This is a genomic window from Roseovarius halotolerans (assembly GCF_900172255.1).
GTDB lineage: Bacteria > Pseudomonadota > Alphaproteobacteria > Rhodobacterales > Rhodobacteraceae > Roseovarius > Roseovarius halotolerans.
Genome location: NZ_FWFU01000001.1, coordinates 1357020 through 1382047, shown reverse-complemented (window position 1 = coordinate 1382047; position 25028 = coordinate 1357020). Strand labels below are relative to the sequence as shown.

The following is a 25028-nucleotide window of genomic DNA, read 5'->3' as shown; positions in this document are numbered from 1 at the left end:
GGCGCAGCGTCAGCTTTCGCGCCCCTGTGCCTTGAGGCGGGCATGCAGGGTCTTTGCTTCGGCGGCACCGGCCTCGAGCGCGAAAACGTAGGCATGCGTCAGGAAAAAGCAGGATGCATCCCGGTCATTCACGCTGTCGGCGGCCTCGCTATAGAGCTTGATCAGGGCCATGCGATCTTGCGCGGCATGGGCGCTGATCATGCGATGGTCGAGATCCTTCATTGCGCGGCCTTTGCGCTGGCGCGGTGGGTGTCGATCTTGCTGGCGACCCAGTCGTGAAAGCAATGGGTGGGGCTGTCCATCACGGGTGAGAAGCGCCCGCCGTCGAAACGATTGGCGTGGCGACCGCGCTGCATGCCTTCGACGACAAAGATGTCTTCCTCGAAAACGGTTTTCCAGAGCTGTGAGTTGCGCATGCGCAGCCCTTCGTCGCTATCGGGTACGGAGTAATAGAGGTGGATATGTTCGGCCGTGCGCTCGCATCCGCGCGGTTCGAGAATGATCGCGAAGGCGTGGTCGCGATGGGTGCCCAGAAGGACATTGGGATAGACCGCGATGTATTCGGCCTGTTCGTTCCACTTGGCGCCGACATCGGCAAAATCGGGGAAACGCTCGCCGTTTTCGTTGGTCAGCTGGCGATAGACCATCGTGCCCTGGCCGGAATACTGGCCCGGTTTCTCGATATGGTAATGGTCCTCCAGCTTGGAATAGCTGTTGAGGCCGGGATGGACCCAGGGCAGGTGATAGCTTTCGCAGTAATTCTCGACCGCCAGTTTCCAATTGCTGGCAACCTCGAGCGTGAAGCGGCTGTCATGCCCGCCGTGATAGAGCGGCAGGTCGAACTCCCGCCAACGTGCGATGACGTCAGACATGGCATCGGCGAATTCGGGCGCGTCGCCCGAGACGTTGATCCAGACCACGTCGCGCCAGATATGGCTGCGGATTTCGATCAGCCCCAGGTCTTCGCGCCGGATCGCGGGATGGGTGTTGTGACCGGGGCCGCCCACATGCGGGGTGGCCACCAGGTTGCCTTTGGTCGAATAGCACCAGGAATGATAGGGGCAGCGGATTGCGCCTTCGATCTTTCGGGGCTGTTCCACGAGGATCATGCCGCGATGGCGGCAGATGTTCTGGAACACGCGCACCGCGCCGTCCTTGTCGCGCAACAGCAGGAGCGGCATGCCCAGAAAATCAAGCGGCACCGCGTCGCCCGGTTCGGGCACGTCGGCGGCCACCGCGAGCCCTGCCCATTGCGAGAACAGGAGCGCCTCTTTTTCCTCGTCGAAGATCGCGGGGTCGATGTAGTGGGCATTGGGCAGGCCATTGGCCAGTTCGACGCTGCTGCGGACATTGGACAGGTCGGTGACGGGCTCTGACATGTTAAGTCTCCTGATGTACGGATACCCATTGCAGAGCAGGAAACCGACACGTTCAACCGACGAATCGCGACCTCGTTTTCCTCAAGGCGACAGATTCAGCGGAATTCCTCTTGATTCCGCAGAAGGGCCAGATGCGGCGCCTGGATGTCGGTATCGGCCTTCAGCCCCGCTTGGCGTGCGGCGGCGCGGATCGCCGAAGGTGACTCGCCCAAATGCTGGTAGATGACCCGACCGACGCGCCGGGTGGTCGGTTTTTCGCGCGCGGACCGGGCGGCGAAGCCTTCCCAGAGAGGGGCGGGAAAGATGCGTTCGAGCGTCAGGTAAGTGATGGAGCAGGACATCGAATGGCGTCGCATGGTGATTGCCATGACGCCTTCGTCCTGGCGCAGGACCACGCCGCGATACTCGCGTTCTCGCGCGGGGATGCGGATGCCGACATTTCCCAGCACCTTGGACGGTTCGTAGCCGCGAATGAAGGTATAACCCGAGCGGCGAGTGACATGGACGAGACCGACGACGTAATGATCCTCGGAATAGAAGCTCCCCCGGATGAAGCGGTAGAAGCCGCTGGGAAACAGGCTTTCGGGCACTTCGGCGGGCTGACGCCCGAAAAACGCCCTGATCTGGGGGTGATCGAGCAGGCTTTCGTTGGGGTTCTTGATGGTGGCGACTGGCTCCAGGAGGATACGGGCGTCGACACCGAAGAAGCGGCAGATCTTGTGAAGCACATCGGGGCGCGGAAAGCTCTCGCCGGTCAGGTAGCGGTTGAACTGCGTCCGGTTGATCCCGAGCTTGCGACAAAGCGAGGCGATCGAGCTGTGCTCCTTGCTGAGATGGCGCAGGTTCTGCCCGAACACCGCACGCAGTTCGGAAGGATCGGGTTCGGGACAGGTCGGTTTACTCGGACTAATCACTAGGCACATGCTCCGCAGAACGGATGGTAAAACGGCGAGTGTCGCCAAATAGAGCTAGGGCAGAACCGTGAATTTATCCAGCATTTCCGCGCTGCGGCGGGGTGATGTGACGCCAAGTCGCGTCAAAAGCGGCTCTTCCTGATACAAGTTGTTACCTTGCGTCAACCCGAGATGCGTGACCATTTAGAAACGGGTTTTCAGTTTCTTTCGTTGTGTTTTTCAAGGGTGCGATATGTATGGTGTCGTCTTGTGGTCTGATCGCAGTCACGAACATGCGGTCATCTGGTGCGAGGATCATGGTGATCTGGCGTTCCATGTGCCCGATCATGTCTCGTCCGGCTGTGTCAGTCTTGCGCATGGCGATGTGATCGCGTTCGAACTTGATCCCGAGGCCTCATTTCGCCGTATCTGCAATGTCCGGCTTGTCGATTGCGATGCCTACCCCGTGCTGGCCCGATCCCTGAAAGAGATTGCAGAAACGCTTCGGAATATCCCTGCGGACGATCATACCCGTGCCCTCACGGGTGGGGGCAGGTCCAATGTCGTACCGTTCGCGGCCCGAACCCCGGTGCGACGGAGCCAGCGAGTGCGGCGCAGCGCACACTAGCAATACTCTCGAGGTGCGCGAGCTCAGCCTTCGGCGATACGGCCACGGGGCAGGGCGGCAACACCGGTGCGCGCGATCTCGTTGAGGCCCAGCGGGCGCATGAGCTCGGCAAAGGCATCGATCTTTTCGGGCGTGCCGGTCAGTTCAAAAACGAAGCTGTCCAATGTGCTGTCCACAACGCTGGCGCGGAAGATATCCGCGAGGCGCAGCGCCTCGACCCGCTTTTCGCCGCTGCCCTGCACCTTGAGCAAGGCAAGTTCGCGTTCGACCGCACGGCCCTCGGCAGTCAGATCATGCACCTCGTGAACCGGGACGATCCGGCCAAGCTGCGCCTTGATCTGTTCGATCACCTGCGGGGTGCCGGTGGTGACGATGGTGATGCGGCTCATGTGGCCGGTATGGTCCACCTCGGCCACGGTTAGGCTGTCGATATTGTAGCCGCGCCCCGAGAACAGCCCGATCACCCGCGCCAGAACCCCCGGTTCGTTGTCGACGATCACCGCCAGCGTGTGAGATTCGATCTCGTCCGAGAATGTGGGCCGAAGGTTGTAGGCCGAATGCTTGGACGAGCCTTTCTTGATTTTCAGAGCCGACATGTGAGTCATTCCTTGTTCTTGTCGCGCATTCAGAAAGTGGCGCCCGGCCAGAGGGACGGGCGCCGCAGACATGGCATCGGCGTTACACCAGCACCGCGCCGCCTTCCTTGATGGCGCCCTTGGTGCTGGCCTCGCCCAGAAGCATCTTGTTATGCGGCTCGCCCGACGGGATCATCGGGAAGCAGTTCTCGTGTTTTTCCACAAGGCAGTCAAAGATCACCGGCCCGTCATGGTTGATCATTTCCATGATCGCATCGTCCAGATCGGCGGGATCCTTGCACAGGATACCCTTGGCGCCAAAGGCTTCGGCCAGCTTGACGAAATCGGGCAGGGCTTCGGACCAGGAATGCGAATAGCGTTCACCATGCAGCAATTCCTGCCATTGGCGCACCATGCCGAGGCGTTCGTTGTTCATGATGAACTGCTTGACGGGGAGGCGGAACTGCACTGCGGTGCCCATTTCCTGCATGTTCATGAGCCACGAGGCCTCGCCCGCAACATTGATCACCAGCGCGTCGGGATGCGCCATCTGCACGCCGATCGAGGCCGGGAAACCATAGCCCATCGTGCCAAGCCCGCCGCTGGTCATCCAGCGGTTGGGTTCGTTAAAGCCCAGATACTGCGCCGCCCACATCTGGTGTTGGCCGACCTCGGTGCAGATATAGCGGTCATGGTCCTTGGTCAGTTCCTCAAGCCGCTGCAGCGCGTATTGCGGCTTGATCGCCTTGCCGGTCTGTTTGAAGGCAAGGCAATCGACTTTGCGCCAGGCATCGATCTGCGCCCACCACTTCTGCAGGCCTTCGCGATTCATCTTGCGGCCACGCGACTTCCAGACCTTGAGCACGTCTTCGAGCACATGCGCCACATCGCCGATGATCGGGATGTCGGTCTTGATGACCTTGTTGATCGAGCTGGGGTCGATATCGATATGGGCTTTCTTTGAATGCGGGCTGAACGCATCGACGCGCCCGGTGATCCGGTCGTCGAAGCGCGCGCCGATATTGATCATGAGATCGCAGCCATGCATCGCCATGTTGGCCTCGTAAAGCCCGTGCATGCCCAGCATTCCCAGCCAATTCTTGCCATTGGCGGGATAGGCGCCCAGCCCCATCAGCGTCGAGGTGATCGGCATGCCGCTGGCCTCGACCAGCTCGCGCAGAAGCTGGCTGGCGGCATTGCCCGAGTTGATCACGCCGCCACCGGTGTAGAGGATAGGCCGTTCGGCCACCTCAAGCGCCTCGACCAGCTCGGTGATCGCGGCCATGTCGCCCTTGACCTGCGGCTGGTAATGCGCGGTGCGGGCCTTTTGCGGCGGAACGTATTCGGCGCTGGCGAACTGCACGTCCTTGGGCAGGTCCACGAGCACCGGGCCGGGACGCCCCGAGGTCGCCACGTGAAAGGCCTGGTGGATGACATCCGACAGGTTCTTGGTGTCGCTGACAAGCCAGTTATGCTTGGTGCAGGGGCGGGTGATGCCCACCGTATCGGCCTCTTGAAAGGCGTCGTTGCCGATCATGAAGGTCGGCACCTGGCCCGACAGCACGACGATCGGGATCGAATCCATCAATGCGTCGGTCAGCCCGGTCACCGCGTTGGTGGCGCCGGGGCCGGAGGTGACAAGCGCCACGCCGGGCCGCCCGGTCGAGCGCGCGTAGCCCTCGGCGGCGTGAACCGCGCCCTGTTCGTGGCGCACAAGGATGTGACGAATGTCATTCTGCTGAAAGATCTCGTCATAAATCGGTAGCACCGCGCCGCCGGGATATCCGAATACGACGTCCACGCCCTGGTCCTTGAGGGCCTGAACCACCATTTTCGCTCCGGTCATCTGACGTGTCATCGCATTGCTCCGTTCATGACGTCATTCATTGTTTTACGCACAAAAAAGCCCCCGAATTGGCGGGGGCGCATGGGGTACCGTTATGGTGTCCGTTACCGGCCCATGCGCCATTTTCCTACAATGCCTACAAGCGTTGCCATTCGAGGCGACTCCTATGCTGCGTGCGCGGGACATTAGGTTGGGGGGCAAGGGGCGTCAACCACAATTCGACGGAAAAATGTCGCGGTCCGGGGGTGAATCTTTGCATTTGTTGCGCGAAAGGCCGGTCAGCCCGCAATCGGGATCCTTACCGGTGTCAGAGGCTGACCCGTGTGCCGCCCTGGAGGACGCCGTGTTCCAACGCGTATCGGGTCAGGCCCGCTGTCGAACTGATGCCCAGCTTGCGCTTGATGTTCTTGCGGTGCGTCTCCACCGTGCGCACCGAGATATCCAGCGCGGCGGCGACCTCGCGGTTCGACCGCCCCTGCGCCAGTTGCAGGAGGATCGTCTGCTCGCGGTTGGTAAGCTGTTCGCGCGCGGGGTCCTGATAGGGTTCAAGCGAGCCCTGCGCGCCGGTGCAAAGATAACGCTGCCCGGCCATCACCGCGTCGATGGCGCGTTTGATCTCGTCTGTCGGTACGTCCTTCAGCACGTAACCCACTGCACCATGACTGAGCGCCGAAGAGATGTATTCCGGACTGTCATGCATCGAGAGGATCAGGATGCGCGTTTCGGGGCGGCGCTCGAGGATGATCTCGGTCGTCGAAAGCCCGCCGATCCCCGGCATGTTGAGATCAAGCAGGATCACGTCGGGGGCCAGCGTTTCGACCTGGTCGATGATGTCATTGCCGTTCGACAGCGTCGCGATCACTTCGACATCGTCATAGCTTTCGAGGATCGCCTGAATGCCCTCGGCGATCATGGGATGATCGTCGACCACGGCGATACGGATCGGGGCAGGGCGTTTGGTCATGCGTTTGCTTTCGTGTGCGAATCGGAGCGGTCTTCTGGCGGAAGAAGATGCGTCAGCGGCACAGTGGCTTCAATAACCGTGCCGCTGTTCGCCGACAGAATGCGCAGGGTGCCGTCCAGTTGCTCGACCCGTTCCTGCATGTTGCGCAGGCCAAGCCCCGCGCCGGTCGATGGCGCGCTGCGGGTGGCTTCGATCCCCTTGCCGTCATCGGAAATACGCAGGGTGGCGCCCCGGCTGTGGCCGCGCAGGGCGATGGATACGGTGTTGGCGCGCGAATGGCGCTCGATATTGGTCAGCGCCTCCTGGGCAACGCGGTAGAGTGCGATCTTGGCCTCGTCATCGAGCCGGTTGCGGAACACCACGGTATCGAATTCGGTTGCGACCCCGGTGCGCTGGCCGAAATCCTCGATCAGGGCTTTGAGTGCGGGGCCAAGCCCCAGATCGTCCAGCGCGCCGGGGCGCAGGTCGCGGCTGATGCGGCGGACTTCGTGAATGGCGCCTGAGAGATGCGCGATGCCGCGATCGAGATCGCTTTCGGCGCGCGCATCGCCGCTGGCAAGTCGCCGCTTGGCGATGTCGAGCGCATAGCGGACCCCGACGAGGATCTGGCTGATGCCGTCATGCAGTTCACGCGCGACCCGGCTGCGCTCTTCTTCCTGCGCGTCAAAGACGCGTTGCGTCAGTTTCTTGAGCTTGGCATCCGCCAGGCGGCGTTCGCGGATGGTGATGAACAGCCCGCTGCCGAACACCAACAGCAGCGCCGCCAGCGTGATCGCCCCTATATACAGGAACGTGCGCTCGACGCGGGCTTCGACCTGGTCGCGCGCGGCGGCAACCGTGGCCAGCACATCATCCACGAACACGCCGGTTCCCACCGCCCATCGCCAGTCCTGATAGCCGATCACATAGGTGATCATCCGGGCGATCTCGCCGGTGGAGGGTTTGGGCCAGTCATAGCTGTGATAGCCGCCGCCCGAACGCGCGAGACGGATCAGTTCATCGGTGACGGAAACCCCATTGGGATCCGTCAAGCCGCGCCAATTGGCGCCGATCAGGTCGGTTTCGCGCGGGCTGACAAGATTGTTGCCCGCATAATCATAGACGAAGAAATACCCGTCCTGCCCATAGAGCATCGCCGACAACGTCTGCGTGACCAGCAGCTTGGCGACCTCGTCGTCGGGAGCAGCGCGGCCATAGACATTGACCACGGCATTGCGCGCGATCGAGATGTAGTTCTTCAGCTCGGCGCGCTTGGCGTCTATCAGCTGGCGCTCGAGCTGATGGATTTCGCGTTCGGCCAACTGGCGCGACTGAAGCGTCACCAGCACCGAGACCAGCACCGCTGCGGCCAGAAAGGGCAGGGTGGTGATCAGGAACAGCTTTTGTCCGTAGTTCATCCGCTGGCCGAAGCGCCAACCGCCCGTGCCGCCGCGCAAGGGGTGGATATCGCGCAGTCGTGCCTTGGTGGAGCGCCGGAATGGCCAAAGATGCGCTCTTTCGCCGCCATTTTCGCGCTCTTTGGCACCCGATCTACGCAAAAGTAGGTATTTCCAACGGCTTTGCGTCACTGTAGCGTCCTGTCACTCGGAATGATCCAACTGTCGGGCAGTCTGCCCGCAATGGATGTATCTTGTCATGGGAGGATAATACATGGATCGTCGTTCATTCTTGAAGAATTCCGCTCTGGGCGGGTCGGCTGCGGCCGCAACGGCGCTGGCCGCGCCGGCATATGCACAGGGCAAACGCACGCTGACGCTTGTGACCACCTGGGGCCGCGGGCTCGCGGGCGTGCATGACGCCGCGCAATACTGCGCAGATAACATCACCGCAGCAACCGACGGCCAATTGACCGTCGATCTCAAGGCCGGTGGCGAATTGGTTGGCGCCTTCGAGGTGTTCGATGCCGTTTCCGCTGGTCAGGCCGATATCTATCACGGCGTCGACTACTACTTCCTGGGTCAGCACCCGGCGCTGGCGTTCTTCTCGAACATTCCCTTCGGCATGACCTTCCAGGAATTCAGCAACTGGTATTACCATGACGGCGGCCGCGAGCTGCAGGATCAGGTGTCCGAGATCTTCGGTCTCAAGACATTTGCCGCAGGCAATACCGGCCCGCAATCGGGTGGCTGGTTCAACAAGGAAATCAACTCGCCCGCCGATTTCGAGGGCCTGAAGTTCCGCATGCCCGGGCAGGGTGGCGAAGTTCTGGGCCGTCTGGGCGCATCGGTGCAGAACCTGCCCGGCTCGGAAGTTTATCAGGCGCTGGCATCCGGCGCGATCGACGGGACCGAGTGGATCGGCCCCTGGGCCGACGAAAAGGCCGGTTTCCAGGAGATCACCAAGACCTACTACACTGCCGGCTTCCATGAATCCGGTCCCAACCTGTCGCTGGCCTTCAACCGCGAGGTGTTCGACTCGTTCACGCCCTCGCAACAGGCGGCGGTCGAGAATGTCTGCGCGGCCGCGAATATCTGGAACATGTCGCAGTTCATGGCCAACAACTCCGCGGCGCTCGAGCGTCTGCAATCGGGTGGCGTCAAGGTCATGGAATTCCCCGACGAGGTCTGGGATGCCTTTGGCACCAACTCCGTCGAGGTGGTCCGCCAGCATCTGGACGACCCGCTCTACAAGGAAATCTACGACAGCTACATGACGTCGATGAAGAAATCGGCGGCCTGGATCAGCCGCTCGCAAGGGGCCTACACCGCACAGCGCAACCGCGTTCTGGAAGCGATGTAATCCACCTGTCGGCAATCTGCTCCCCCGGTCGCGAGGCCGGGGGAGCAAGTCTGGACTCTGCTGAAAACACGCCCGCCGCGCCATCGGCGCGGGACCGGGGCAGACTCCATGCGAGGGGACCATGCAGCAAGACTCGAGTGTGACGATCCTTGACATTCTGACCGCGCTTGGCGGTGCGGTATTGTCGTTCTTTCAGAACATCGCCCTGGCGTTCTACAATCTCGGATACGCGCTGTCGCACCCGGCGCTCTGGCTGGACTGGTCCAACAAAGAATCGCTGATGCGCTTTGTGTATTACGGCGGCTCGGTCGAGTTCTTCTACGTCGTGTTCACGGCCCTTCTGGTGGCCACTGCTTTCGGCCTGTGGCGCAACAGCGTCATGTGGGCCTATGTGCGCGTGCTCGAAGGTTTCGCCAATACGGTGGGTCGGTTCTTTGCCTGGGCCGGACTCTTGATGGTGCTGCAACAGATCATCATCGTTTTCGTGCAGCGCATCTTTGCACGCCCCGATATCGTCATCGGGCTCGGGATTCCGATCCATCTCGATATCAGCTGGTGGTCCGAGGAGCTGAAGCTTTACAACGCGATGGTCGTCTCGCTTTGCGCCACGTACACCTTCGTGCAGGGCGGGCATGTGCGGGTTGACCTGATCTATTCGGCGGTGCGCTTTCGCACCAAGAAGATGATCGATATGTTCGGCTCGCTTTTCTTCATGATGCCGATGGCGGTGCTGATCTGGCTTTACGGGTGGTTCTTCCTGTGGCGGCACCTGATCGTGCCCAACCCGTCGGCCAGCGAAAGCCTGGAGCGGCTGTTGATGAAATCCCGCGCGCTGCGCTGGAATGTCGAGACCATCGGTTTCTCGCCCAACGGGTTCAACGGCTATTTCCTGTTCAAAATTCTGCTGGTGGGGTTCGCCGCGATGATTTTCCTTCATTCAATCGCGTTTTTCTTCCGCTCCTATCTTGAGTGGAAGGAAGGCGAGGAGAGCGAAAACAAGTATCTCGACAAGGACAGTCTTGGCGAGGGCGAAGAAGCCTTTGAAGGCACGCATTAAAAGGGCGGGACACCATGCTATTCGGACTTGATGGCGTCGAGATCGGGCTGATCATCGTCTTCCTGTGCCTCTTCGGCGGCATTCTCTCGGGCTTTCCGGTGGCTTTTGCCATTGGTGGCGCGGGGGTCATATCGTTTGCGATCATCGCCGCGCTGGACAGTGCGGGGCTGCTCATTCACCAAAGCATCGACACCGCCAGCGACGCCTATCGCGCGCTGGTGGCGGACGGGGTGAGGCCAGACGCGATATCGGTGTTCCGATACCCCGATCTGCCGAGGCTGGGCGAGCCGGTCTTTCCGCGCGGCTGGGAAGTGGCGCTGGATCGCAATGTGAGCTTCATCGTCAATCGTATCAACGAGCGCGTGCTGGCGGGCCAGTCGATCGAAACCCTGCTGGCGGTTCTGATGTTCGTGCTGATGGGGATCACGCTGGAGCGGTCGAAAATCGCCAACGACCTTCTGACCACGATGGCCCGGGTTTTCGGCCCGCTGCCGGGCGGTTTGGCCGTGTCGGTGGTCGTCGTGGGCGCTTTCTTGGCCGCTTCGACCGGGATTGTCGGCGCGACGGTGGTGACGATGGGACTGTTGTCGCTGCCCACGATGCTGCGCAACAATTACAGCCCCGAGATCGCGACCGGCGTCATTGCCGCCAGCGGCACATTGGGGCAGATCATCCCGCCATCGATCGTGATCGTCCTTCTGGGGACGCTGGCGGGCGACCTCTATGCCACCTCGCAGGAGGCGCGCGCGCAGGCGGCGGGCTGCGGGGATGCGCTGACCTATCTGGGCCAGCCTGCCGTGGTTTCGGTGGGCACGCTGTTTCAGGCGGCGCTGTTGCCGGGGATCCTGCTGGCGCTGCTTTATGCCCTCTATGCTTTTGGCTATGCGCTGTTTAATCCCAAGCGCGCACCGGCGGTGGAACTGGGCAGTGCCAATGCCGAAGCCATCACGCGCAGCGAGGCGTTCACATGGTTCCTGGGGGTGCCGGTGGGGCTGATCGCAGGGGTGCTCTTGCTCGCCCAGGTCGGAGTCGTCGGCCCGCAAAGCCTGCAGGTCGACACCTTTACCGACCGCGGCGAAGCGGCCGCCCTGCGCACCAATGTGGGCGAGGAATGCAAGGCCGCGATGATCGAGCTGCACGGGCAGGAGGCCTGGGACGAAGCCGTCGCCCAGCAGGAGGCCATCGACGCCGCAGGCGGGGTGGATGAAAGTCATCGGCTGACCCCCGAAGAAATCGCCGAACGCGTCGCCGAGAAAGAGGCCAATGCCGCACCTATCGGCACGGGCGTCGCCACGATCCTGCTGATCTTCGCGCTGGTATTGGCGGTGGCGCGCGGGGTGATGCCGTCAGCACCCGCCAAACCGCTGCTGATCGGGGCGCTTGGGGTGGTTCTGGGCCTTCTGGCCGATATCCTGCTGATCGCGCCCTCGACTAGTTCGGGCGTGTCGCTGGTGATCCTGGCCATTCCATATGCAATGGCGTTCTACGGCGGTGTGCATGCCGCAGGGCGGTTGGCGCAGAACGACATGATCCGCGTGGTCTTTCCGCCGCTGGTGCTGATCGTCGCAGTGCTGGGGTCGATCCTTGGTGGCATCACCAACCCGACGCCCGCGGCGGCGCTTGGTGCGGGCGGCGCGATCATGCTGGCGGCCTATCGGCGGCTCAAGGATTTGGATCGCTCAGGCATGGTGATCATCTGGTCCACCTTTGCAATCGTGGTGGCGATCTTGCTCGGCATCAATTTCGACCTGCGCATCACCCGCGATGAGGTGCCGCTGGAAAGCTGGATTGCCTTTGTCGGTGCTTATGCCGCGTATCTCTATGCGGTGTTCGGGCTGCTGTATTCCTGTTGGGTGCTGTTCACCGGCGGCGTCCTGACGCCGGTGGTGCGCGAAACCGCCAAGGTCACGTCGATGGTCTTTACCATCCTCATTGGCTCGCAACTGCTGAACCTCGTGGTGATCTCGTTCGGTGGCGAGCATTACATCCAGCAATTCCTGCGCAGCTTCGACAACGAGTACAAGGTCTTCCTGATCGTGATGCTGGTGCTGTTCATCCTGGGCTTCGTGCTGGATTTCCTCGAGATCATCTACATCGTGGTCCCGATCGTGGGGCCGGTGATCTATGGTGGCACCTTCGATCCCAAATGGGTGACGATCATGATCGCGGTGAACCTGCAGACAAGTTTCCTGACGCCACCTTTCGGTTTTGCGCTGTTCTATCTGCGTGGCGTCGCGCCCAAGGAGGTCACGACCGGCCATATCTATCGAGGGGTGGCGCCATTCGTGCTGATTCAGGTGCTGGGGCTGGGAATCCTGTGGTTCTTCCCCGGAATCGTCACCATCGTGCCGTCGCTTCTGGGACGATGACGCGCGCCCCCGGACTATGGGGCGCGCGGCGCTAACGCAGCAATTCGCGCATGCCGCGGTCGATCCCCTCCAGGGTCATCGGCATCATCCGCCCTTCAAAGATATCGGCGATCATGCGGATTGAATGGGTATAGCCCCATTGCGCCTGCGGTACCGGGTTGATCCAGACATGCGCGGGCCACTGGGCGCGGGCGCGTTCAAGCCAGACCTGCCCGGCCTCGGAGTTCCAGTGTTCGTTGGCACCGCCCGGATAGGCGACCTCGTAGGGGCTCATGCTGGCGTCGCCCACGAAGATGCATTTGTAATCCGAGCCATATGTATGGAGCACGTCCCAGGTCGGGGTCTGCGCATCCCAGCGGCGGGTGTTGTCGCGCCACACGCCCTCGTACAGGCAATTGTGAAAATAGTAGTATTCCAGGTGCTTGAACTCGGCGCGCGCGGCGCTGAACAATTCCTCGACCACCTTGATATGCGGGTCCATCGACCCGCCCACATCCAGGAAAAGCAACACCTTGATCGCGTTGCGCCGCTCGGGTCGGGTCTGCACGTCGAGATAGCCGTGCTCGGCGGTGGCGCGGATCGTACCATCGAGATCCAGCTCGTCATGCGCCCCGTCGCGCGCCCATTGGCGCAGCCGCTTGAGCGCGATCTTGATGTTGCGTGTGCCCAGTTCGACGCTGTCGTCGAGATTGCGGAACTCGCGCTTGTCCCAGACCTTGACGGCGCGCTGGTGGCGGGACTTGTCCTGACCGATGCGCACGCCCTCGGGGTTGTAGCCATGCGCGCCGAAGGGCGAGGTGCCCGCGGTGCCGATCCACTTGTTGCCGCCCTGATGGCGCTTCTGCTGTTCACGCAGCCGCTCCTTGAGCGTCTCCATCAGCTTGTCGAACCCGCCAAGGGCCTCGATCTCGGCTTTCTCTTCCGGGGTGAGGTGCTTTTCGGCCATTTTTTCAAGCCAGTCGGCGGGGAGGTCGACGGCATCCAGCACATCCTGTGCCGAAAGCGCCTCGAGCCCCTCGAAACTGGCCGCGAAGGCGCGGTCGAAACGGTCGATCATCCGTTCGTCCTTCACCATCGCGCTGCGGGCGAGGTAATAGAACCCTTCCAGGTCGTAGGTGACCAGTCCGGCGCTCATTGCTTCGAGGAAGGTCAGGTATTCGCGCAGGCTGACGGGAACGCCGGCCTTGCGCAGATTGTCGAAGAAGGGCAGGAACATGCGCGCCGCCTCAGACCGAGGAGCGGTGGACGATCAGCGTGATGAAGAGACCAGCAAGCGCGAAGATAAGCGCATAGACGAAAGCGTATTGCAGGATGTCGGCCACACGCCCCTTGCGGCGCTTGGCGATCAATGCGCCGCTGACGGCGCCAAGGATGGCTCCCAGAATGACAATCATGTGCTAGCGCTACCTGTTCGATCCCTTCATCGGGCTGAGCATCGCGACCTCGCGCAGCTTCGCCCGCACGGCCCAATCCGCCCCGAACCCGTAACGCGCCCAGCCCAGACTGTCCAGACGGACCGCCTGCGCCTCGGCGACGCGGCCGGTCATGTCCAGCGCTTCGGCCCGCAGCATCATGAGCGAGGCCAGAAGCGCGGCGTTCTCATGCTTTTCGGCAACGGCGAGGTAGGGATTGATCAGAAGCAGCGCCTCGGCGCCACGTCCCTGGCTCAGCGAATAGGCGGCCAGCTGAGATGCGGCATAGGCGCGGTGCAGCTGGGTGCCGGGGCTGCGTTCGTAGTATTGATCGGCGATCAGGAATTGTTGCTGCGCCAACTCCGGGTCGACCGATTGCGACAGTCGGCCAAGCGCGAAATGGCTGAACGCGCGGCGATGATCCTGCCATCCCATGACCTGGGCGATATGCACCGCCTCGCGCGCGGCCTCGCGGCGTTGGTTGGGCCGCGCACCCGGCCCGAGGGCGGTCTGGATAGCGTCGATCCAGGCGCGCGGGGTGGAACCCAGATAGCGTGTCGCGCGGGATTCACCGGACGGGTTGAGACGGCTCAGAATTCCCGGCAGACGGGCCGCCACCTGAGCGCGCGTCATTCCCGAACGCAGCGAGGGCGAGTAATAGGCGCGCAGGATCAGCATGTCGAAACCGGTCAGCACGGCATGAACATTATCGTCGTTGAAGACGGAATCCGGCAACCGGTAAAGATCGTTCAGCGGGCCAAGCGCCTGCGCGACTTCCTCGTGCAGGCAGTCGCGCACCTCCTGGGGCGAGGAGTCGTTAGGGATGAACACCGCGAGCTTTTCGCGCTTGGTCATCATGCTCCAGTTGGTGGCGCGGCTGAGACGGGCAGCGCGATATTGTGACAGGCGCGATATGTTGGGCACCACGAAACAGGCTGCCTTGGGCAGGTGGCGGCGGATATCGGCGCGGCTCACGGCCTCGATGGTGATATTGGCCTCACCCGATTGCACCTGGCTGATGTCGATCCCGGCCTCGCTGCGCAGTCGATGGATCAGCCGGTTGAGATCGGGAATGAGCGTTGGCGGCGGTGCGCCGGTGACACGCACGCTGATCGGCTGCTCGAAGCGGGTGAAATAGGGCAGGGTGCGTCCCGATTCCAACTGGAAACTCAATTCCATGAAATCGCGCTTGATGTCGCGATTGGACCGCAGGACGGGCATCGGCTGTGGCGCCGTGAAGGATTTCATCGCCGGCATCGTGCTGGCTTCATGCGTGGCCGCGCGCGACGGCATTTCACTGGATGGGCCGGGCGCACAGGCCCCCAGCAGGAAACTTGCAAACAGAACGATGCGGCGCATATGCCCCCCGATACCTATTGAACTCACACTCAATGGCACACGTGCAGAACCTGCCCGTGCGACACGGCCACCGCGCGGCGTGAGACCGACGGGGGAGTGCGGCCAACTGACATGAGCTTGCTGTCTTGGGTAAGGAAGCATGGGGGCAAAACTGTGACCGGCTTCACGCGCCAAGGCGTCGGCGGCGGGGTCTTGCGGTGAAAGCCGGGAAAATACTGCCATTAATAGGGTCTCGCCTGGATCAACGGGATCGTCGCGCCATGAAGGCGAGTCGTTCGAAAAGATGCACGTCTTGCTCGTTTTTCAAAAGTGCGCCGTGCAATCTGGGCAGCGCATCGGCGCCATCCCGCTTGAGATCCTCGGCATCGAGATCCTCGGCCAGCAGCAGTTTCAGCCAGTCCAGCACCTCGGATGTCGAAGGCTTCTTCTTGAGGCCGGCCTGCTCGCGGATTTCGTAGAACTGCGTCAGAGCGGTGGTCAGAAGTTGCTCCTTGATGCCGGGATGGTGGACGTCGACGATCTGCTTCATCGTCTCGAGATCGGGAAACCGGATATAGTGGAAGAAACAGCGCCGCAGAAACGCGTCGGGCAGTTCCTTTTCGTTGTTCGAGGTGATGATCACGATCGGACGGTGGCGCGCGCGCACGGTCTGGCCGGTTTCGTAAACGTGAAATTCCATCCGGTCGAGTTCCTGCAAGAGATCGTTCGGAAACTCGATATCCGCCTTGTCGATCTCGTCGATCAGGAGAACCATCTTCTCGTCTGCGTCGAAGGCCTGCCAGAGCTTGCCCTTGCGAATGTAATTGTTCACGTCATGAACGCGTTCATCACCCAGTTGGCTGTCGCGCAGGCGCGACACCGCATCGTATTCATAAAGCCCTTGTTGAGCCTTGGTGGTGGATTTGATGTTCCATTCGATCATCTCGAGGCCAAGCCCCTGCGCCACCTGCCGGGCCAGCTCGGTCTTACCCGTTCCGGGCTCGCCCTTGACCAGCAGCGGGCGCTCCAGCGTCACCGCCGCGTTCACGGCCACGGTCAGGTCGCCGGTGGCGACATAGGAGTCTGTGCCCTCGAATTTCATTTCGTTTTCAATCCTTTTTGCGATCTGGTCTCCGGCTGAACTTTGCACATTAAGCCGATCGGCAAAACACATCAATGCAGCGTGATTGCCTAGTGACATTCCCATTCTCGGGGTGTAATCCCTGCGCCGAGGGTGCGCCACGATCTGAGGAGATTACGATGCCAGACGTTGGCCTGGATGAGGGAAGCACGATGAAAGCCGAAGTCTTTCTGCCCGAACATTACCGTCCGGCTGAAGATGAACCGTTCATGAACGAACGGCAATTGGAATACTTTCGCAGAAAGCTGGTCGACTGGAGGAATGATCTTCTGGAAGACAGCCGTGACACGATCGAGGGGCTTCAGGATGGCACGCGCGCCATTCCCGATGTCGCAGACCGCGCCAGCGAAGAAACCGACCGCGCGCTGGAGCTGCGCACGCGCGACCGCCAGCGCAAGCTGGTCACCAAGATCGACGCTGCGCTGCGTCGAATCGATAATGGCGAATACGGCTATTGCGAAGTCACCGGCGAGCCGATCAGCCTGAAGCGTCTGGATGCGCGCCCGATCGCGACCATGACCCTTGAGGCGCAGGAGCGCCACGAGCGCCGCGAAAAGGTTCATCGCGACGATTGACGTCGTTCCCGACAAAAATTCATGGATAAGCAGACGCCGGGGCTTTCGCTCCGGCGTTTTTCGTTCCATTACAACGCTATGAGTCTGTCTGGCATGAATATAATCGTGATCGGTGCGGGGATCGGCGGGTTGGCGGCGGCGCGGGCGCTGGCGCTGCGCGGGGCGGATGTGACCGTGATGGAGCAGGCCCCGGAAATCACCGAGGTCGGCGCCGGTCTTCAGATCAGTCCGAACGGTTTCGTGGTGCTCAATGCGCTTGGCCTCGGCAGTGCTGTCAAGGCGCGCTCGGTCGAGGCCGGCGCGGTGTGCCTGCATGATTATCGCGGTCGTCGTGTGGTGCGCCTGGATCTGGCGCGTCACGGGCTGTCGGACTATCTTTTCGTTCACCGTGCCGACCTGATCGACCTTTTGGCCGAAGGCGCGCGCGCTGCCGGCGCCAAGCTGCGCCTGCTGCAGAAGGTCTCTTCGGTCACGCCCGGCACGCGCCCGCGCATCGACCTTGCCAATGGCGCGTCCCTTTCGGCCGACCTGGTGATCGGTGCGGACGGGCTGCACTCGAAGGCTCGTGAGGCTCTGAACGGCAGTATCGCGCCCTTCTTCACGCGTCAGGTGGCCTGGCGCGCGGTGATTCCCGAGGACGGATCTCAACCCGCCGAGGCGCGCGTATATATGGGGCCGCACCGCCATCTGGTCAGCTATCCGCTGCGCGACGGACGGATACGTAACATCGTCGCGGTGCAGGAGCGCGCAGCCTGGGCCGCCGAAAGCTGGTCACAGGAAGACGATCCGATAGCAATGCAGGCGGCCTTCGGTGATTTCTGCCCTGAGGCGCGCGATCTGCTGGCGCGGGTCGAACGGGTCAATCTCTGGGGGCTCTTCCGCCACCCGGTCGCGCCGTCCTGGCATGGCGGCGGCGTTACAATTCTGGGGGATGCCGCGCATCCGACACTGCCCTTCATGGCGCAGGGCGCCTGCATGGCGCTCGAGGATGCCTGGGTGCTGGCGGATACGCTGGCAGGGCAGGGCGGCGCGCTCGAGGGCAGGCTGGCCGCCTATCAGGCCCGCCGCCATAACCGGACCCGGCGGATCGTCGAGGCCGCCAATGGCAATGCGTGGAAATACCACCTGTCGTTCAAACCGCTCAGATGGGCCGCCCATTCGGCGATGCGCCTTGGCACGACGCTGGCACCCGAACGCATGCTGCGCCAGTTTGCCTGGATCCACGGCCATGATGTGACCGCGCAGGCCTGATACGGCTGCGCCTCAGGCCTCGTCGTCCAACGTGATCCAGATCGGAACGTGGTCCGACGGCTTCTCGCGCCCGCGAACCTCCTTGTCGATCTGGCAATCGCTCAACAGATCGGCCGCCTGGGGGCTCAGCAGGAAATGGTCGATGCGGATGCCGTCATCGCGGTTCCACGCCCCGGCCTGGTAATCCCAGAACGTATAGTGACCGGGGCCTTGATGGCGCGCGCGGAAGGCTTCGGTGAAGCCAAGGTTCAGGATCCGGCGATAGGCCGCACGGCTTTCGGGCAGGGCCAGCGCATCCTTGGCCCAGGCGTCGGGGCGCTTGGCGTCCTCGTCCTGCGGGATGATGTTGTAATCGCCGGCCATCAGGAACGGCTCTTCGCCGCGCAACAGCTCTTCGGCGCGCTGCTTGAGCCGCGCCATCCACGCCAGCTTGTAGTCGTATTTCGGCCCTGGCGCGGGGTTGCCATTGGGCAGGTATAGCCCACAGACCCGCAGCGCGATGTGATCGCCGATCACTGTGGCCTCGATCCAGCGCGCCTGCTCGTCGCTTTCGTCGCCGGGCAGCCCTCGGGTGACATCCTCAAGCGGCAGCTTCGACAGGATCGCCACACCGTTGAACCCCTTCTGACCGTGGGTTTCAACGCGATAGCCGCGGTCTTCGATCATCTCGCGGGGGAAATTCTCGTCGACCGACTTGATCTCCTGCAGCAGCGCCACGTCGGGCTGCGCCTCGTCCAGCCAGTCCAGCAGCGCCTGTGCGCGGGCCTTGATGCCGTTGATGTTGAAACTGGCGATCTTCATGTCGGCGGGTCTCCTTGGCTGCGCGGACTCTATCGCGCAGCACGCGCCGCATGGCAAGAGAGGGCGCCGTCATTCGCTCTGAAATCACACGGAAAAAAAGATCAACAACGCCCCGTAATCACCTGATTACATTGCGAAAGACGTTCCGCAGCCGCACGAGCTGCTGACATTGGGATTTTCGATCGTGAACCGCGCGCCGATCAGCTCTTCGGAAAAGTCGATCACGGCCCCTTCAAGGAACGGCAACGAGACGCTGTCCACGACAACCTTCTGCCCGCCGCCTTCAAGGACCAGATCGTCCTCGGCGGGGCGGTCCAGCCGGATGTCGTACTGGAATCCCGAACAGCCGCCGCCCTCGACGGCGACGCGCAGGGCCTGACCCTGATCACCCGCGCCGATCTCGGCCAGCCGGGCAAAGGCGCGCTCGGTCACTTTCGGGGGCAACTGCATGACGATCTCCTGACGGTTCCGTTGTCTTGCGCTTTGCAATATATGGGTTGCGGAAACAGGCGACAAGGATAGCCGACATGCAAATGCCCTATGCCTCGGATCCCGCGCGCACGCGCGGTCGCCTGGTGGCCGAAGAGGAAAGCGCGTTCCGCTCCTGTTATCAGCGCGACCGCGACCGCATCATCCATTCCAGCGCGTTCCGCAGATTGAAACACAAGACGCAGGTCTTCGTCGAGCATGAGGGCGATTATTTCCGCACCCGCTTGACCCATTCGATCGAGGTGGCTCAGGTGGCGCGCACCATCGCCGGCGCGCTTGGCCTCAATCAGGAACTGACCGAGGCCGTGGCACTGGCGCATGATCTGGGGCATACGCCCTTCGGCCATACCGGCGAGGATGCCCTCGATGCAATGATGCAGCCCTATGGCGGGTTCGATCACAACGCGCAGGCCGTGCGGATCGTGACGGCGCTCGAACGGCACTATGCCGAATTCGACGGCCTCAATCTGACCTGGGACACGCTGGAAGGGATCGCCAAGCATAACGGTCCTGTCACCGGCGTTTTGCCCTATGCACTTGCCGATTACGACGCCCGGCACGACCTGGAACTGCATACTCATGCCAGCGCCGAGGCGCAGGTTGCCGCGCTGGCGGATGACGTGGCCTATAACAATCACGACCTGCATGATGGGTTGCGCGCGCGGCTTTTCGACGAGGCGGAGATCGCTGAACTGCCGATCATCGGTGCCTGCTACGGCGAGGTGGATCGCAAATATCCCGACCTCGATCCCTATCGGCGCCGTCACGAGGCGCTGCGCCGGGTGTTCGGGGTGATGGTGGGCGATGTGATCGAGACCTCGCGCAGCGCGTTGGTCGAGATCGCACCGAGTACCTCCGAGGAGGTGCGCCATCTCGGTCGCCCGGTGATCCGCTTTTCGGACGGCATGTGGGCCGACCTCCAGCAGATCCGCAAGTTCCTGTTCGCGCGGATGTATCGCGCGCCCTCGGTGATGGCGATGCGCGCCAAGGTGACCTGCGTGGTTGAGGAATTGTTCCCCTTCTACCTTGAAAAGCCCGAGCACCTGCCCGACCGTTGGCGTAAGGATGTCGAGGCGGCGCAGGGTCAGACCGCTCTGGCCCGGCTGGTAAGCGACTACATTGCCGGGATGACCGACCGTTTCGCGCTGCAACAGCATGCGCGGCTTCTGGGCGGTCCCGGTGGGGCAGGGGCATGGGGAGACGGCTGAATCATGGCAATGGGAACCTTGGCTGACGGGGCTCTGGCCCCGGTGCTCAGTTTCGCTCTGGTCGGCGCGCTTGGCGTCGGGGCGCAATGGCTGGCCTGGCGGCTGCGTATGCCCGCCATCGTGCTGATGCTTCTGGCGGGCCTGTTGATCGGGCCGGTTCTGGGCGTGTTCGATCCGGCGCGCGATATCGGGCCGCTGATGGGGCCGATGATCTCGCTTGCAGTGGCGATCATTCTCTTTGAAGGCGGGATGACCCTGAGCGCGCACAGCCTGCGTGGCGCCGCGGAGGGGGTGAAACGGCTGGTCTTTTTGGGCGCGCCGCTTGGCTGGCTCTTTTCGGCGCTGGCGCTGCACTACGTGGCGGGGCTTGGATGGGCGTCCTCTGCGGTGTTCGGCGGCATCATGATCGTGACCGGCCCCACCGTGATCGCGCCGCTTCTGCGACAGGCGCGTCTCAAACGCCGCCCCGCGCAGCTGCTGCAATGGGAGGCGATCGTCAACGATCCCATCGGCGCGCTGGCGGCGGTGCTGGCCTTTGAGGTGGTGCTGGTACTCAACACCGCCGAGACGATGGGTGTTGCGGCGTGGGAATTCGCGCGCGGCATCGCGCTGGCGTCGGCTCTCGGGATCGCGGGGGGCTGGATCATCGCGGAATCCTTTCGCCGGGCATGGGTGCCTGAATTCATGAAGGTTCCGGTTCTCTTCGCGCTGCTTCTGGCCGTGTTTGCGCTGTCGGACACGGTGCTGCATGAAAGCGGTCTGTTGGCGGTGACGGTGATGGGCATCTGGATCGCCAATGCGGACCTGCCCAGCTATACCGAGCTGCGCCGTTTCAAGGAACATGCCACGATCCTGCTGGTATCGGGCGTGTTCATCCTTCTGGCGGCGAATATGGATTTTGAAACTCTGGCAAGGCTGAACTGGCGGGCGGCTGCATTTGTCGTCGCGGTGGTGTTGCTGGTGCGTCCGATGACCGTGCTGATTTCGCTCTTGGGCACCGCGATTCCGGTCCGCGAGCGACTTCTGGTGGCCTTTACCGGTCCGCGCGGCGTGGTGCTGGTGGCGGTGGCGGGGCTCTTTGCGGAACGTCTGGTGGCGTCGGGCATCGAGGACGCCGCGTTGCTGACACCGCTCGCCTTTGCCTTGGTGGCGGCGACGGTGGTGTTGCACGGGTTTTCCCTTCGGCCGATCGCGCGCGGGCTCGGGCTGGCGGGGGCGGCGATACCCGGCGTGATCTTCGTCGGTGGGTCGCGCTTTGCCGCAGCGTTTGCCGAGGCGTTGCGCGATCTCGAGGTGCCGGTGCTGATCGCCGACGCCAACCGCGCCCGGCTGCGCTCGGCGCGCGAGGCCGGCCTGCCGGTGTTCTTCGGCGACATCCTGTCCGAGGCAGCCGAACATGGCGTCGAGATCATGAGCTTCGGTCAGGTCATGGCGGTGAGCGACAACGACGCCTACAATACCTTGGTTGCCACCGACCTCGCCCCGGAATTCGGACGCGAGAGCGTATTCCAGATCAAGCGCGCCAAGCAGGAAAGCCGCCGCCATGCGCTGCCCGCCACACTTGGCGGGCGCTCGATCGTCGGCGGCCTGACCTATTACGAGATCGCCGGGAAGATGAACGAGGGCTGGGACGTGCGTAAGACCCGCCTTTCCGAGGACTTCGATTTCGAGGCATGGCGCGCCCGCAATCCCGATGCCGTTCCCGTCGCCGAATACGATGAAAACAGCGGGCTTCGCCTGATTCCGACGGATGAGGACCCGCGCAAGACCTCGGGCATCCAGCTTCTGTCCTTTGCACCCGCCAGAGGCGACGACGCCGACAAGGCCGGCGATGCGCCCGCTGCCCGGCAGACGGCCAATGGTGAACGTTGATCCCGACGCAGCGCGGTGTTAACGATTTGCCGTTTGGTGGGATATGAGTGCCTTTGGTGCCTGAAAGAGAATTCTCTGGTCAGACCGTTCTGATCGCTGCAGCAGGCTGTGAACAGGGCGTGGCCTTGGGTCATGCCTTTTGTGCTGCGGGCGCGCGGGTGGTGCTGGTGGATCGCGACGAGGCGCGCATCATCGAGATCGCGACTCTGGCGCGCGACCGGATCGAGCCGCTGGCGCTTGACCCGCTGCGCCCAGACCTCTGCCGACGTCTGGGCGAGATCTGGGCCGACGAGCCGCTGGCTGCACTGATCCACCTCCAACCGCTGCGTCATCCCGAACGGATCGGTGCAACATTGACCGCGATTCCGGCGCTGACGCGTGATCTGGCCGGTGCGCTGCGCGCGGGGCAGGGCAGCGTGCTGACGCTCTTCAGCGCACCCAATGCGCTGGCGGGGGTTGATCGGCAGTTGTTCGACCGGGCCTTGTCGGCGATGCCGGAAACGCTTCAGGGCAAGCTGGACGCGCGCGGGATCCGGGTGAACGGCTTGCGCCTGCCCGCATCGCGCTGCGAAAGCGTGCCCGAACAGGACCTGACCGCCGCGGCGCTGTTCCTGTGCGGGGTGCGGGGCAGGGCGGTTGGCGGGGCATTGCTGCCGCTTCGGGCGCGTTGCGATTGACGCGCGCCGCTGCGGTGGTAAACCGGCGCGCGACGCAAAAGGAATGATCTGATGAATTTGTTCACCGAAATCCACGCGCTGGTCCTCGAGGCGCTGGCCGCGCTCGAGGCCGAGGGCACGCTGCCCGCCGGGCTCGATTTCGCGAATGTCACCGTCGAGCCGCCGCGCGATCCGGCGCATGGCGACATGGCCACGAATGCCGCGATGGTGCTGGCCAAGCCTGCGGGCCTCAAGCCGCGCGACATCGCCGAGGCGCTCGCTGCGCAGCTGTCCGGCGATCCGCGCATCGAAAGCGCCGAAGTGGCCGGGCCGGGCTTTCTCAACCTGCGGCTGGCCAATGGCGTCTGGCACGCGGTCCTGCGTGACGCCCTGCAGCAGGGTGCCGATTTCGGACGCTCGACCCTTGGCGCGGGCAAGTCCGTGAATGTCGAATATGTCAGCGCCAATCCGACCGGGCCGCTGCATGTGGGCCATACGCGCGGTGCGGTCTTTGGCGATGCACTGGCCAGCCTGCTCGATTTCGCAGGCTACAAGGTCACGCGGGAATACTACATCAATGACGGCGGCGCGCAGGTCGATGTGCTGGCGCGCTCGGTCTACCTGCGCTACCTCGAAGCGCACGGGCAGGCCGTCGCCTTCGAGGACGGCACCTATCCGGGCGACTACCTGATCGCCGTCGGCGAGGCCCTGATGAAAGAGGTCGGCGACGCCTATGTCGACCAACCCGAAGCGGTTTGGCTGGCCGAGGTGCGCAACTTTGCCACCGAAGCGATGATGGAGCTCATTCGCGATGACTTGAAGGCGCTTGGCGTCGAGATGGACGTGTTCTATTCGGAAAAATCGCTCTATGGCACCGGCTTGATCGAAGAGGCGCTGAAGGCGCTCGAGGACAAGGGCCTGATCTATGAAGGCGTGCTCGAGCCGCCCAAGGGCAAGACGCCCGAAGACTGGGAGCCGCGCAAGCAAACCCTGTTCCGTTCGACCGAACATGGCGACGATGTCGATCGTCCGGTCAAGAAATCCGATGGCAGCTGGACCTATTTCGCGCCCGATATCGCCTATCACTACGACAAGGTGCAGCGCGGTTTCGACGTGCTGATCGACGTGTTCGGGGCTGATCACGGCGGCTATGTCAAACGGATGAAAGCGGCGGTTTCAGCGTTGACCGACGGGCGCGTGCCGCTCGACATCAAGCTGTGCCAGCTGGTCAAGCTCTACAAGAACGGCGAGCCCTTCAAGATGTCCAAACGCGCGGGCACCTTCGTGACCCTGCGCGACGTGGTCGATCAGGTCGGCCCCGACGTGACACGCTTCGTCATGCTGACCCGCAAGAACGACGCGCCACTGGATTTCGACTTCGACAAGGTGCTCGAGCAATCCAAGGACAACCCGGTCTTTTACGTCCAATACGCAAATGCGCGGGTGAACTCGGTGCTGCGCAAGGCGCGTGAGGCGGGGATCGACGTGGATGATGCCACGCTGGCGGGCGCCGCGCTCGAGACCCTGACGCACGAGGCCGAACTCAGCGTTGCGCGCAAACTGGCCGAATGGCCGCGCCTCATCGAGATCGCCGGTCGCAGCAACGAGCCCCACCGCGTCGCCTTCTATCTCTATGATCTGGCGTCGGAACTTCATGCGCTGTGGAACCGTGGCAATGACGAACCCGCGCTGCGCTTCCTGCAAGAGGACGATCCGGTCACGAGCCAGTCCAAAATCGCCCTTGTGCGGGCCGTGACCGTTGTTATTTCCGCAGGTCTTGGTATTCTTGGCGTAACCCCGGCCGAGGAAATGCGGTAAAAACCGCGCATGCGCGC

General features: G+C 62.7%; 23 protein-coding genes. 9 read left to right on the top strand and 14 right to left on the bottom strand.

Annotated features, from left to right (window positions below):
* Window positions 1-9: 9 nt before the first annotated feature.
* The 8 genes from ROH8110_RS06695 to ROH8110_RS06660 form a co-directional block, all read right to left on the bottom strand.
* Complete coding sequence (locus tag ROH8110_RS06695; RefSeq protein ID WP_085816869.1) at window positions 10-222, bottom strand: hypothetical protein; 213 nt, start codon at window positions 220-222, stop codon at window positions 10-12.
* Window positions 219-1379: an aromatic ring-hydroxylating oxygenase subunit alpha gene (locus ROH8110_RS06690; protein ID WP_085816868.1), complete on the bottom strand. Its 1161-nt coding sequence runs from the start codon at window positions 1377-1379 to the stop codon at window positions 219-221. Before ROH8110_RS06690 ends, ROH8110_RS06695 begins: the two co-directional genes overlap by 4 nt.
* A gap of 95 nt (window positions 1380-1474) precedes the next feature.
* Complete coding sequence (locus ROH8110_RS06685; RefSeq protein WP_085816867.1) at window positions 1475-2302, bottom strand: helix-turn-helix domain-containing protein; 828 nt, start codon at window positions 2300-2302, stop codon at window positions 1475-1477.
* Between the two features lie 142 nt (window positions 2303-2444).
* On the bottom strand, window positions 2445-2609 hold the full coding sequence (locus ROH8110_RS18665; RefSeq protein WP_176236584.1) for a hypothetical protein: 165 nt from the start codon (window positions 2607-2609) through the stop codon (window positions 2445-2447).
* 314 nt (window positions 2610-2923) lie between these two features.
* Window positions 2924-3496, bottom strand: a complete 573-nt coding sequence (gene ilvN, locus ROH8110_RS06675) for an acetolactate synthase small subunit (protein ID WP_085816865.1) — start codon at window positions 3494-3496, stop codon at window positions 2924-2926.
* A gap of 82 nt (window positions 3497-3578) precedes the next feature.
* Complete coding sequence (locus ROH8110_RS06670; RefSeq protein WP_085816864.1) at window positions 3579-5333, bottom strand: acetolactate synthase 3 large subunit; 1755 nt, start codon at window positions 5331-5333, stop codon at window positions 3579-3581.
* Between the two features lie 295 nt (window positions 5334-5628).
* On the bottom strand, window positions 5629-6285 hold the full coding sequence (locus ROH8110_RS06665; RefSeq protein ID WP_085816863.1) for a response regulator transcription factor: 657 nt from the start codon (window positions 6283-6285) through the stop codon (window positions 5629-5631).
* A complete protein-coding gene (locus tag ROH8110_RS06660; protein ID WP_085817047.1) occupies window positions 6282-7682 on the bottom strand; it encodes a cache domain-containing protein in 1401 nt (466 codons plus the stop codon). Before ROH8110_RS06660 ends, ROH8110_RS06665 begins: the two co-directional genes overlap by 4 nt.
* A gap of 253 nt (window positions 7683-7935) precedes the next feature.
* Between ROH8110_RS06660 and ROH8110_RS06655 the strand changes: the two genes are divergently transcribed.
* From ROH8110_RS06655 to ROH8110_RS06645, 3 genes are all read left to right on the top strand, one after another.
* The gene (locus tag ROH8110_RS06655) at window positions 7936-9024 is read left to right on the top strand and encodes a TRAP transporter substrate-binding protein (RefSeq protein ID WP_085816862.1); all 1089 of its coding nucleotides are present in this window, start codon (window positions 7936-7938) and stop codon (window positions 9022-9024) included.
* A 121-nt stretch (window positions 9025-9145) separates the two neighbouring features.
* On the top strand, window positions 9146-10081 hold the full coding sequence (locus ROH8110_RS06650; RefSeq protein ID WP_085816861.1) for a TRAP transporter small permease subunit: 936 nt from the start codon (window positions 9146-9148) through the stop codon (window positions 10079-10081).
* A gap of 14 nt (window positions 10082-10095) precedes the next feature.
* Window positions 10096-12450, top strand: a complete 2355-nt coding sequence (locus tag ROH8110_RS06645) for a TRAP transporter large permease (RefSeq protein ID WP_085816860.1) — start codon at window positions 10096-10098, stop codon at window positions 12448-12450.
* A 31-nt stretch (window positions 12451-12481) separates the two neighbouring features.
* Here the strand turns inward: ROH8110_RS06645 and ROH8110_RS06640 are convergent, their stop codons facing one another.
* The 4 genes from ROH8110_RS06640 to ROH8110_RS06630 all read right to left on the bottom strand — a co-directional run bounded on the left by ROH8110_RS06640 (window position 12482) and on the right by ROH8110_RS06630 (window position 16302).
* Window positions 12482-13666, bottom strand: coding sequence for a vWA domain-containing protein (locus tag ROH8110_RS06640; RefSeq protein WP_085816859.1), 1185 nt, complete (start codon window positions 13664-13666; stop codon window positions 12482-12484).
* A 10-nt stretch (window positions 13667-13676) separates the two neighbouring features.
* Entirely contained in the window at window positions 13677-13844 is a 168-nt protein-coding gene (locus tag ROH8110_RS18440) for a solute carrier organic anion transporter (RefSeq protein ID WP_139837391.1), read from the bottom strand.
* A gap of 9 nt (window positions 13845-13853) precedes the next feature.
* Window positions 13854-15221: a DUF2927 domain-containing protein gene (locus ROH8110_RS06635; RefSeq protein WP_085816858.1), complete on the bottom strand. Its 1368-nt coding sequence runs from the start codon at window positions 15219-15221 to the stop codon at window positions 13854-13856.
* Window positions 15222-15462: 241 nt separating this feature from the next.
* Window positions 15463-16302, bottom strand: coding sequence for an AAA family ATPase (locus ROH8110_RS06630; protein ID WP_085816857.1), 840 nt, complete (start codon window positions 16300-16302; stop codon window positions 15463-15465).
* A 158-nt stretch (window positions 16303-16460) separates the two neighbouring features.
* Here ROH8110_RS06630 and dksA point away from each other — a divergent pair, with 158 nt between their 5' ends.
* Window positions 16461-16916 carry an RNA polymerase-binding protein DksA gene (gene dksA, locus ROH8110_RS06625; RefSeq protein ID WP_085816856.1) on the top strand — a complete coding sequence of 152 codons (456 nt, stop codon included), beginning with the start codon at window positions 16461-16463 and terminating at the stop codon, window positions 16914-16916.
* A 78-nt stretch (window positions 16917-16994) separates the two neighbouring features.
* Window positions 16995-18167: an FAD-dependent monooxygenase gene (locus tag ROH8110_RS06620; protein ID WP_085817046.1), complete on the top strand. Its 1173-nt coding sequence runs from the start codon at window positions 16995-16997 to the stop codon at window positions 18165-18167.
* Between the two features lie 12 nt (window positions 18168-18179).
* On the opposite strand, the gene xth is transcribed toward ROH8110_RS06620, so the two are convergent.
* Both xth and ROH8110_RS06610 read right to left on the bottom strand, forming a co-directional pair.
* Complete coding sequence (gene xth / locus ROH8110_RS06615; protein ID WP_085816855.1) at window positions 18180-18968, bottom strand: exodeoxyribonuclease III; 789 nt, start codon at window positions 18966-18968, stop codon at window positions 18180-18182.
* A 126-nt stretch (window positions 18969-19094) separates the two neighbouring features.
* A complete protein-coding gene (locus ROH8110_RS06610) occupies window positions 19095-19418 on the bottom strand; it encodes a HesB/IscA family protein (protein ID WP_085816854.1) in 324 nt (107 codons plus the stop codon).
* 77 nt (window positions 19419-19495) lie between these two features.
* Between ROH8110_RS06610 and ROH8110_RS06605 the strand changes: the two genes are divergently transcribed.
* From ROH8110_RS06605 to argS, 4 genes are read left to right on the top strand one after another with little or no spacing between them, the layout of a single operon-like run.
* Window positions 19496-20665: a deoxyguanosinetriphosphate triphosphohydrolase gene (locus ROH8110_RS06605; RefSeq protein ID WP_085816853.1), complete on the top strand. Its 1170-nt coding sequence runs from the start codon at window positions 19496-19498 to the stop codon at window positions 20663-20665.
* A 9-nt stretch (window positions 20666-20674) separates the two neighbouring features.
* Window positions 20675-22537: a cation:proton antiporter gene (locus ROH8110_RS06600; RefSeq protein WP_121143612.1), complete on the top strand. Its 1863-nt coding sequence runs from the start codon at window positions 20675-20677 to the stop codon at window positions 22535-22537.
* A 56-nt stretch (window positions 22538-22593) separates the two neighbouring features.
* Entirely contained in the window at window positions 22594-23214 is a 621-nt protein-coding gene (locus ROH8110_RS06595; RefSeq protein WP_139837390.1) for a hypothetical protein, read from the top strand.
* Window positions 23215-23265: 51 nt separating this feature from the next.
* A complete protein-coding gene (gene argS / locus ROH8110_RS06590) occupies window positions 23266-25011 on the top strand; it encodes an arginine--tRNA ligase (protein WP_085816850.1) in 1746 nt (581 codons plus the stop codon).
* Window positions 25012-25028 lie beyond the last annotated feature (17 nt).

Bases quoted from the DNA above. Each gene is read 5' to 3' on its own strand.
- ROH8110_RS06635 (WP_085816858.1), bottom strand. From the start codon at position 15,221: ATGCGCCGCATCGTTCTGTTTGCAAGTTTCCTGCTGGGGGCCTGTGCG.
- ROH8110_RS06645 (WP_085816860.1), top strand. From the start codon at position 10,096: ATGCTATTCGGACTTGATGGCGTCGAGATCGGGCTGATCATCGTCTTC.
- ROH8110_RS06620 (WP_085817046.1), top strand. From the start codon at position 16,995: ATGAGTCTGTCTGGCATGAATATAATCGTGATCGGTGCGGGGATCGGC.
- argS (WP_085816850.1), top strand. From the start codon at position 23,266: ATGAATTTGTTCACCGAAATCCACGCGCTGGTCCTCGAGGCGCTGGCC.
- ROH8110_RS18440 (WP_139837391.1), bottom strand. From the start codon at position 13,844: ATGATTGTCATTCTGGGAGCCATCCTTGGCGCCGTCAGCGGCGCATTG.
- ROH8110_RS06605 (WP_085816853.1), top strand. From the start codon at position 19,496: ATGCAAATGCCCTATGCCTCGGATCCCGCGCGCACGCGCGGTCGCCTG.
- xth (WP_085816855.1), bottom strand. From the start codon at position 18,968: ATGAAGATCGCCAGTTTCAACATCAACGGCATCAAGGCCCGCGCACAG.
- ROH8110_RS06690 (WP_085816868.1), bottom strand. From the start codon at position 1,379: ATGTCAGAGCCCGTCACCGACCTGTCCAATGTCCGCAGCAGCGTCGAA.
- ROH8110_RS06665 (WP_085816863.1), bottom strand. From the start codon at position 6,285: ATGACCAAACGCCCTGCCCCGATCCGTATCGCCGTGGTCGACGATCAT.
- ROH8110_RS06650 (WP_085816861.1), top strand. From the start codon at position 9,146: ATGCAGCAAGACTCGAGTGTGACGATCCTTGACATTCTGACCGCGCTT.
- ROH8110_RS06655 (WP_085816862.1), top strand. From the start codon at position 7,936: ATGGATCGTCGTTCATTCTTGAAGAATTCCGCTCTGGGCGGGTCGGCT.
- ROH8110_RS06600 (WP_121143612.1), top strand. From the start codon at position 20,675: ATGGGAACCTTGGCTGACGGGGCTCTGGCCCCGGTGCTCAGTTTCGCT.
- ROH8110_RS06660 (WP_085817047.1), bottom strand. From the start codon at position 7,682: ATGAACTACGGACAAAAGCTGTTCCTGATCACCACCCTGCCCTTTCTG.
- ROH8110_RS06685 (WP_085816867.1), bottom strand. From the start codon at position 2,302: ATGTGCCTAGTGATTAGTCCGAGTAAACCGACCTGTCCCGAACCCGAT.
- ROH8110_RS06670 (WP_085816864.1), bottom strand. From the start codon at position 5,333: ATGACACGTCAGATGACCGGAGCGAAAATGGTGGTTCAGGCCCTCAAG.
- ROH8110_RS18665 (WP_176236584.1), bottom strand. From the start codon at position 2,609: ATGGAACGCCAGATCACCATGATCCTCGCACCAGATGACCGCATGTTC.
- ilvN (WP_085816865.1), bottom strand. From the start codon at position 3,496: ATGTCGGCTCTGAAAATCAAGAAAGGCTCGTCCAAGCATTCGGCCTAC.
- ROH8110_RS06640 (WP_085816859.1), bottom strand. From the start codon at position 13,666: ATGTTCCTGCCCTTCTTCGACAATCTGCGCAAGGCCGGCGTTCCCGTC.
- ROH8110_RS06610 (WP_085816854.1), bottom strand. From the start codon at position 19,418: ATGCAGTTGCCCCCGAAAGTGACCGAGCGCGCCTTTGCCCGGCTGGCC.
- dksA (WP_085816856.1), top strand. From the start codon at position 16,461: ATGCCAGACGTTGGCCTGGATGAGGGAAGCACGATGAAAGCCGAAGTC.
- ROH8110_RS06695 (WP_085816869.1), bottom strand. From the start codon at position 222: ATGAAGGATCTCGACCATCGCATGATCAGCGCCCATGCCGCGCAAGAT.
- ROH8110_RS06630 (WP_085816857.1), bottom strand. From the start codon at position 16,302: ATGAAATTCGAGGGCACAGACTCCTATGTCGCCACCGGCGACCTGACC.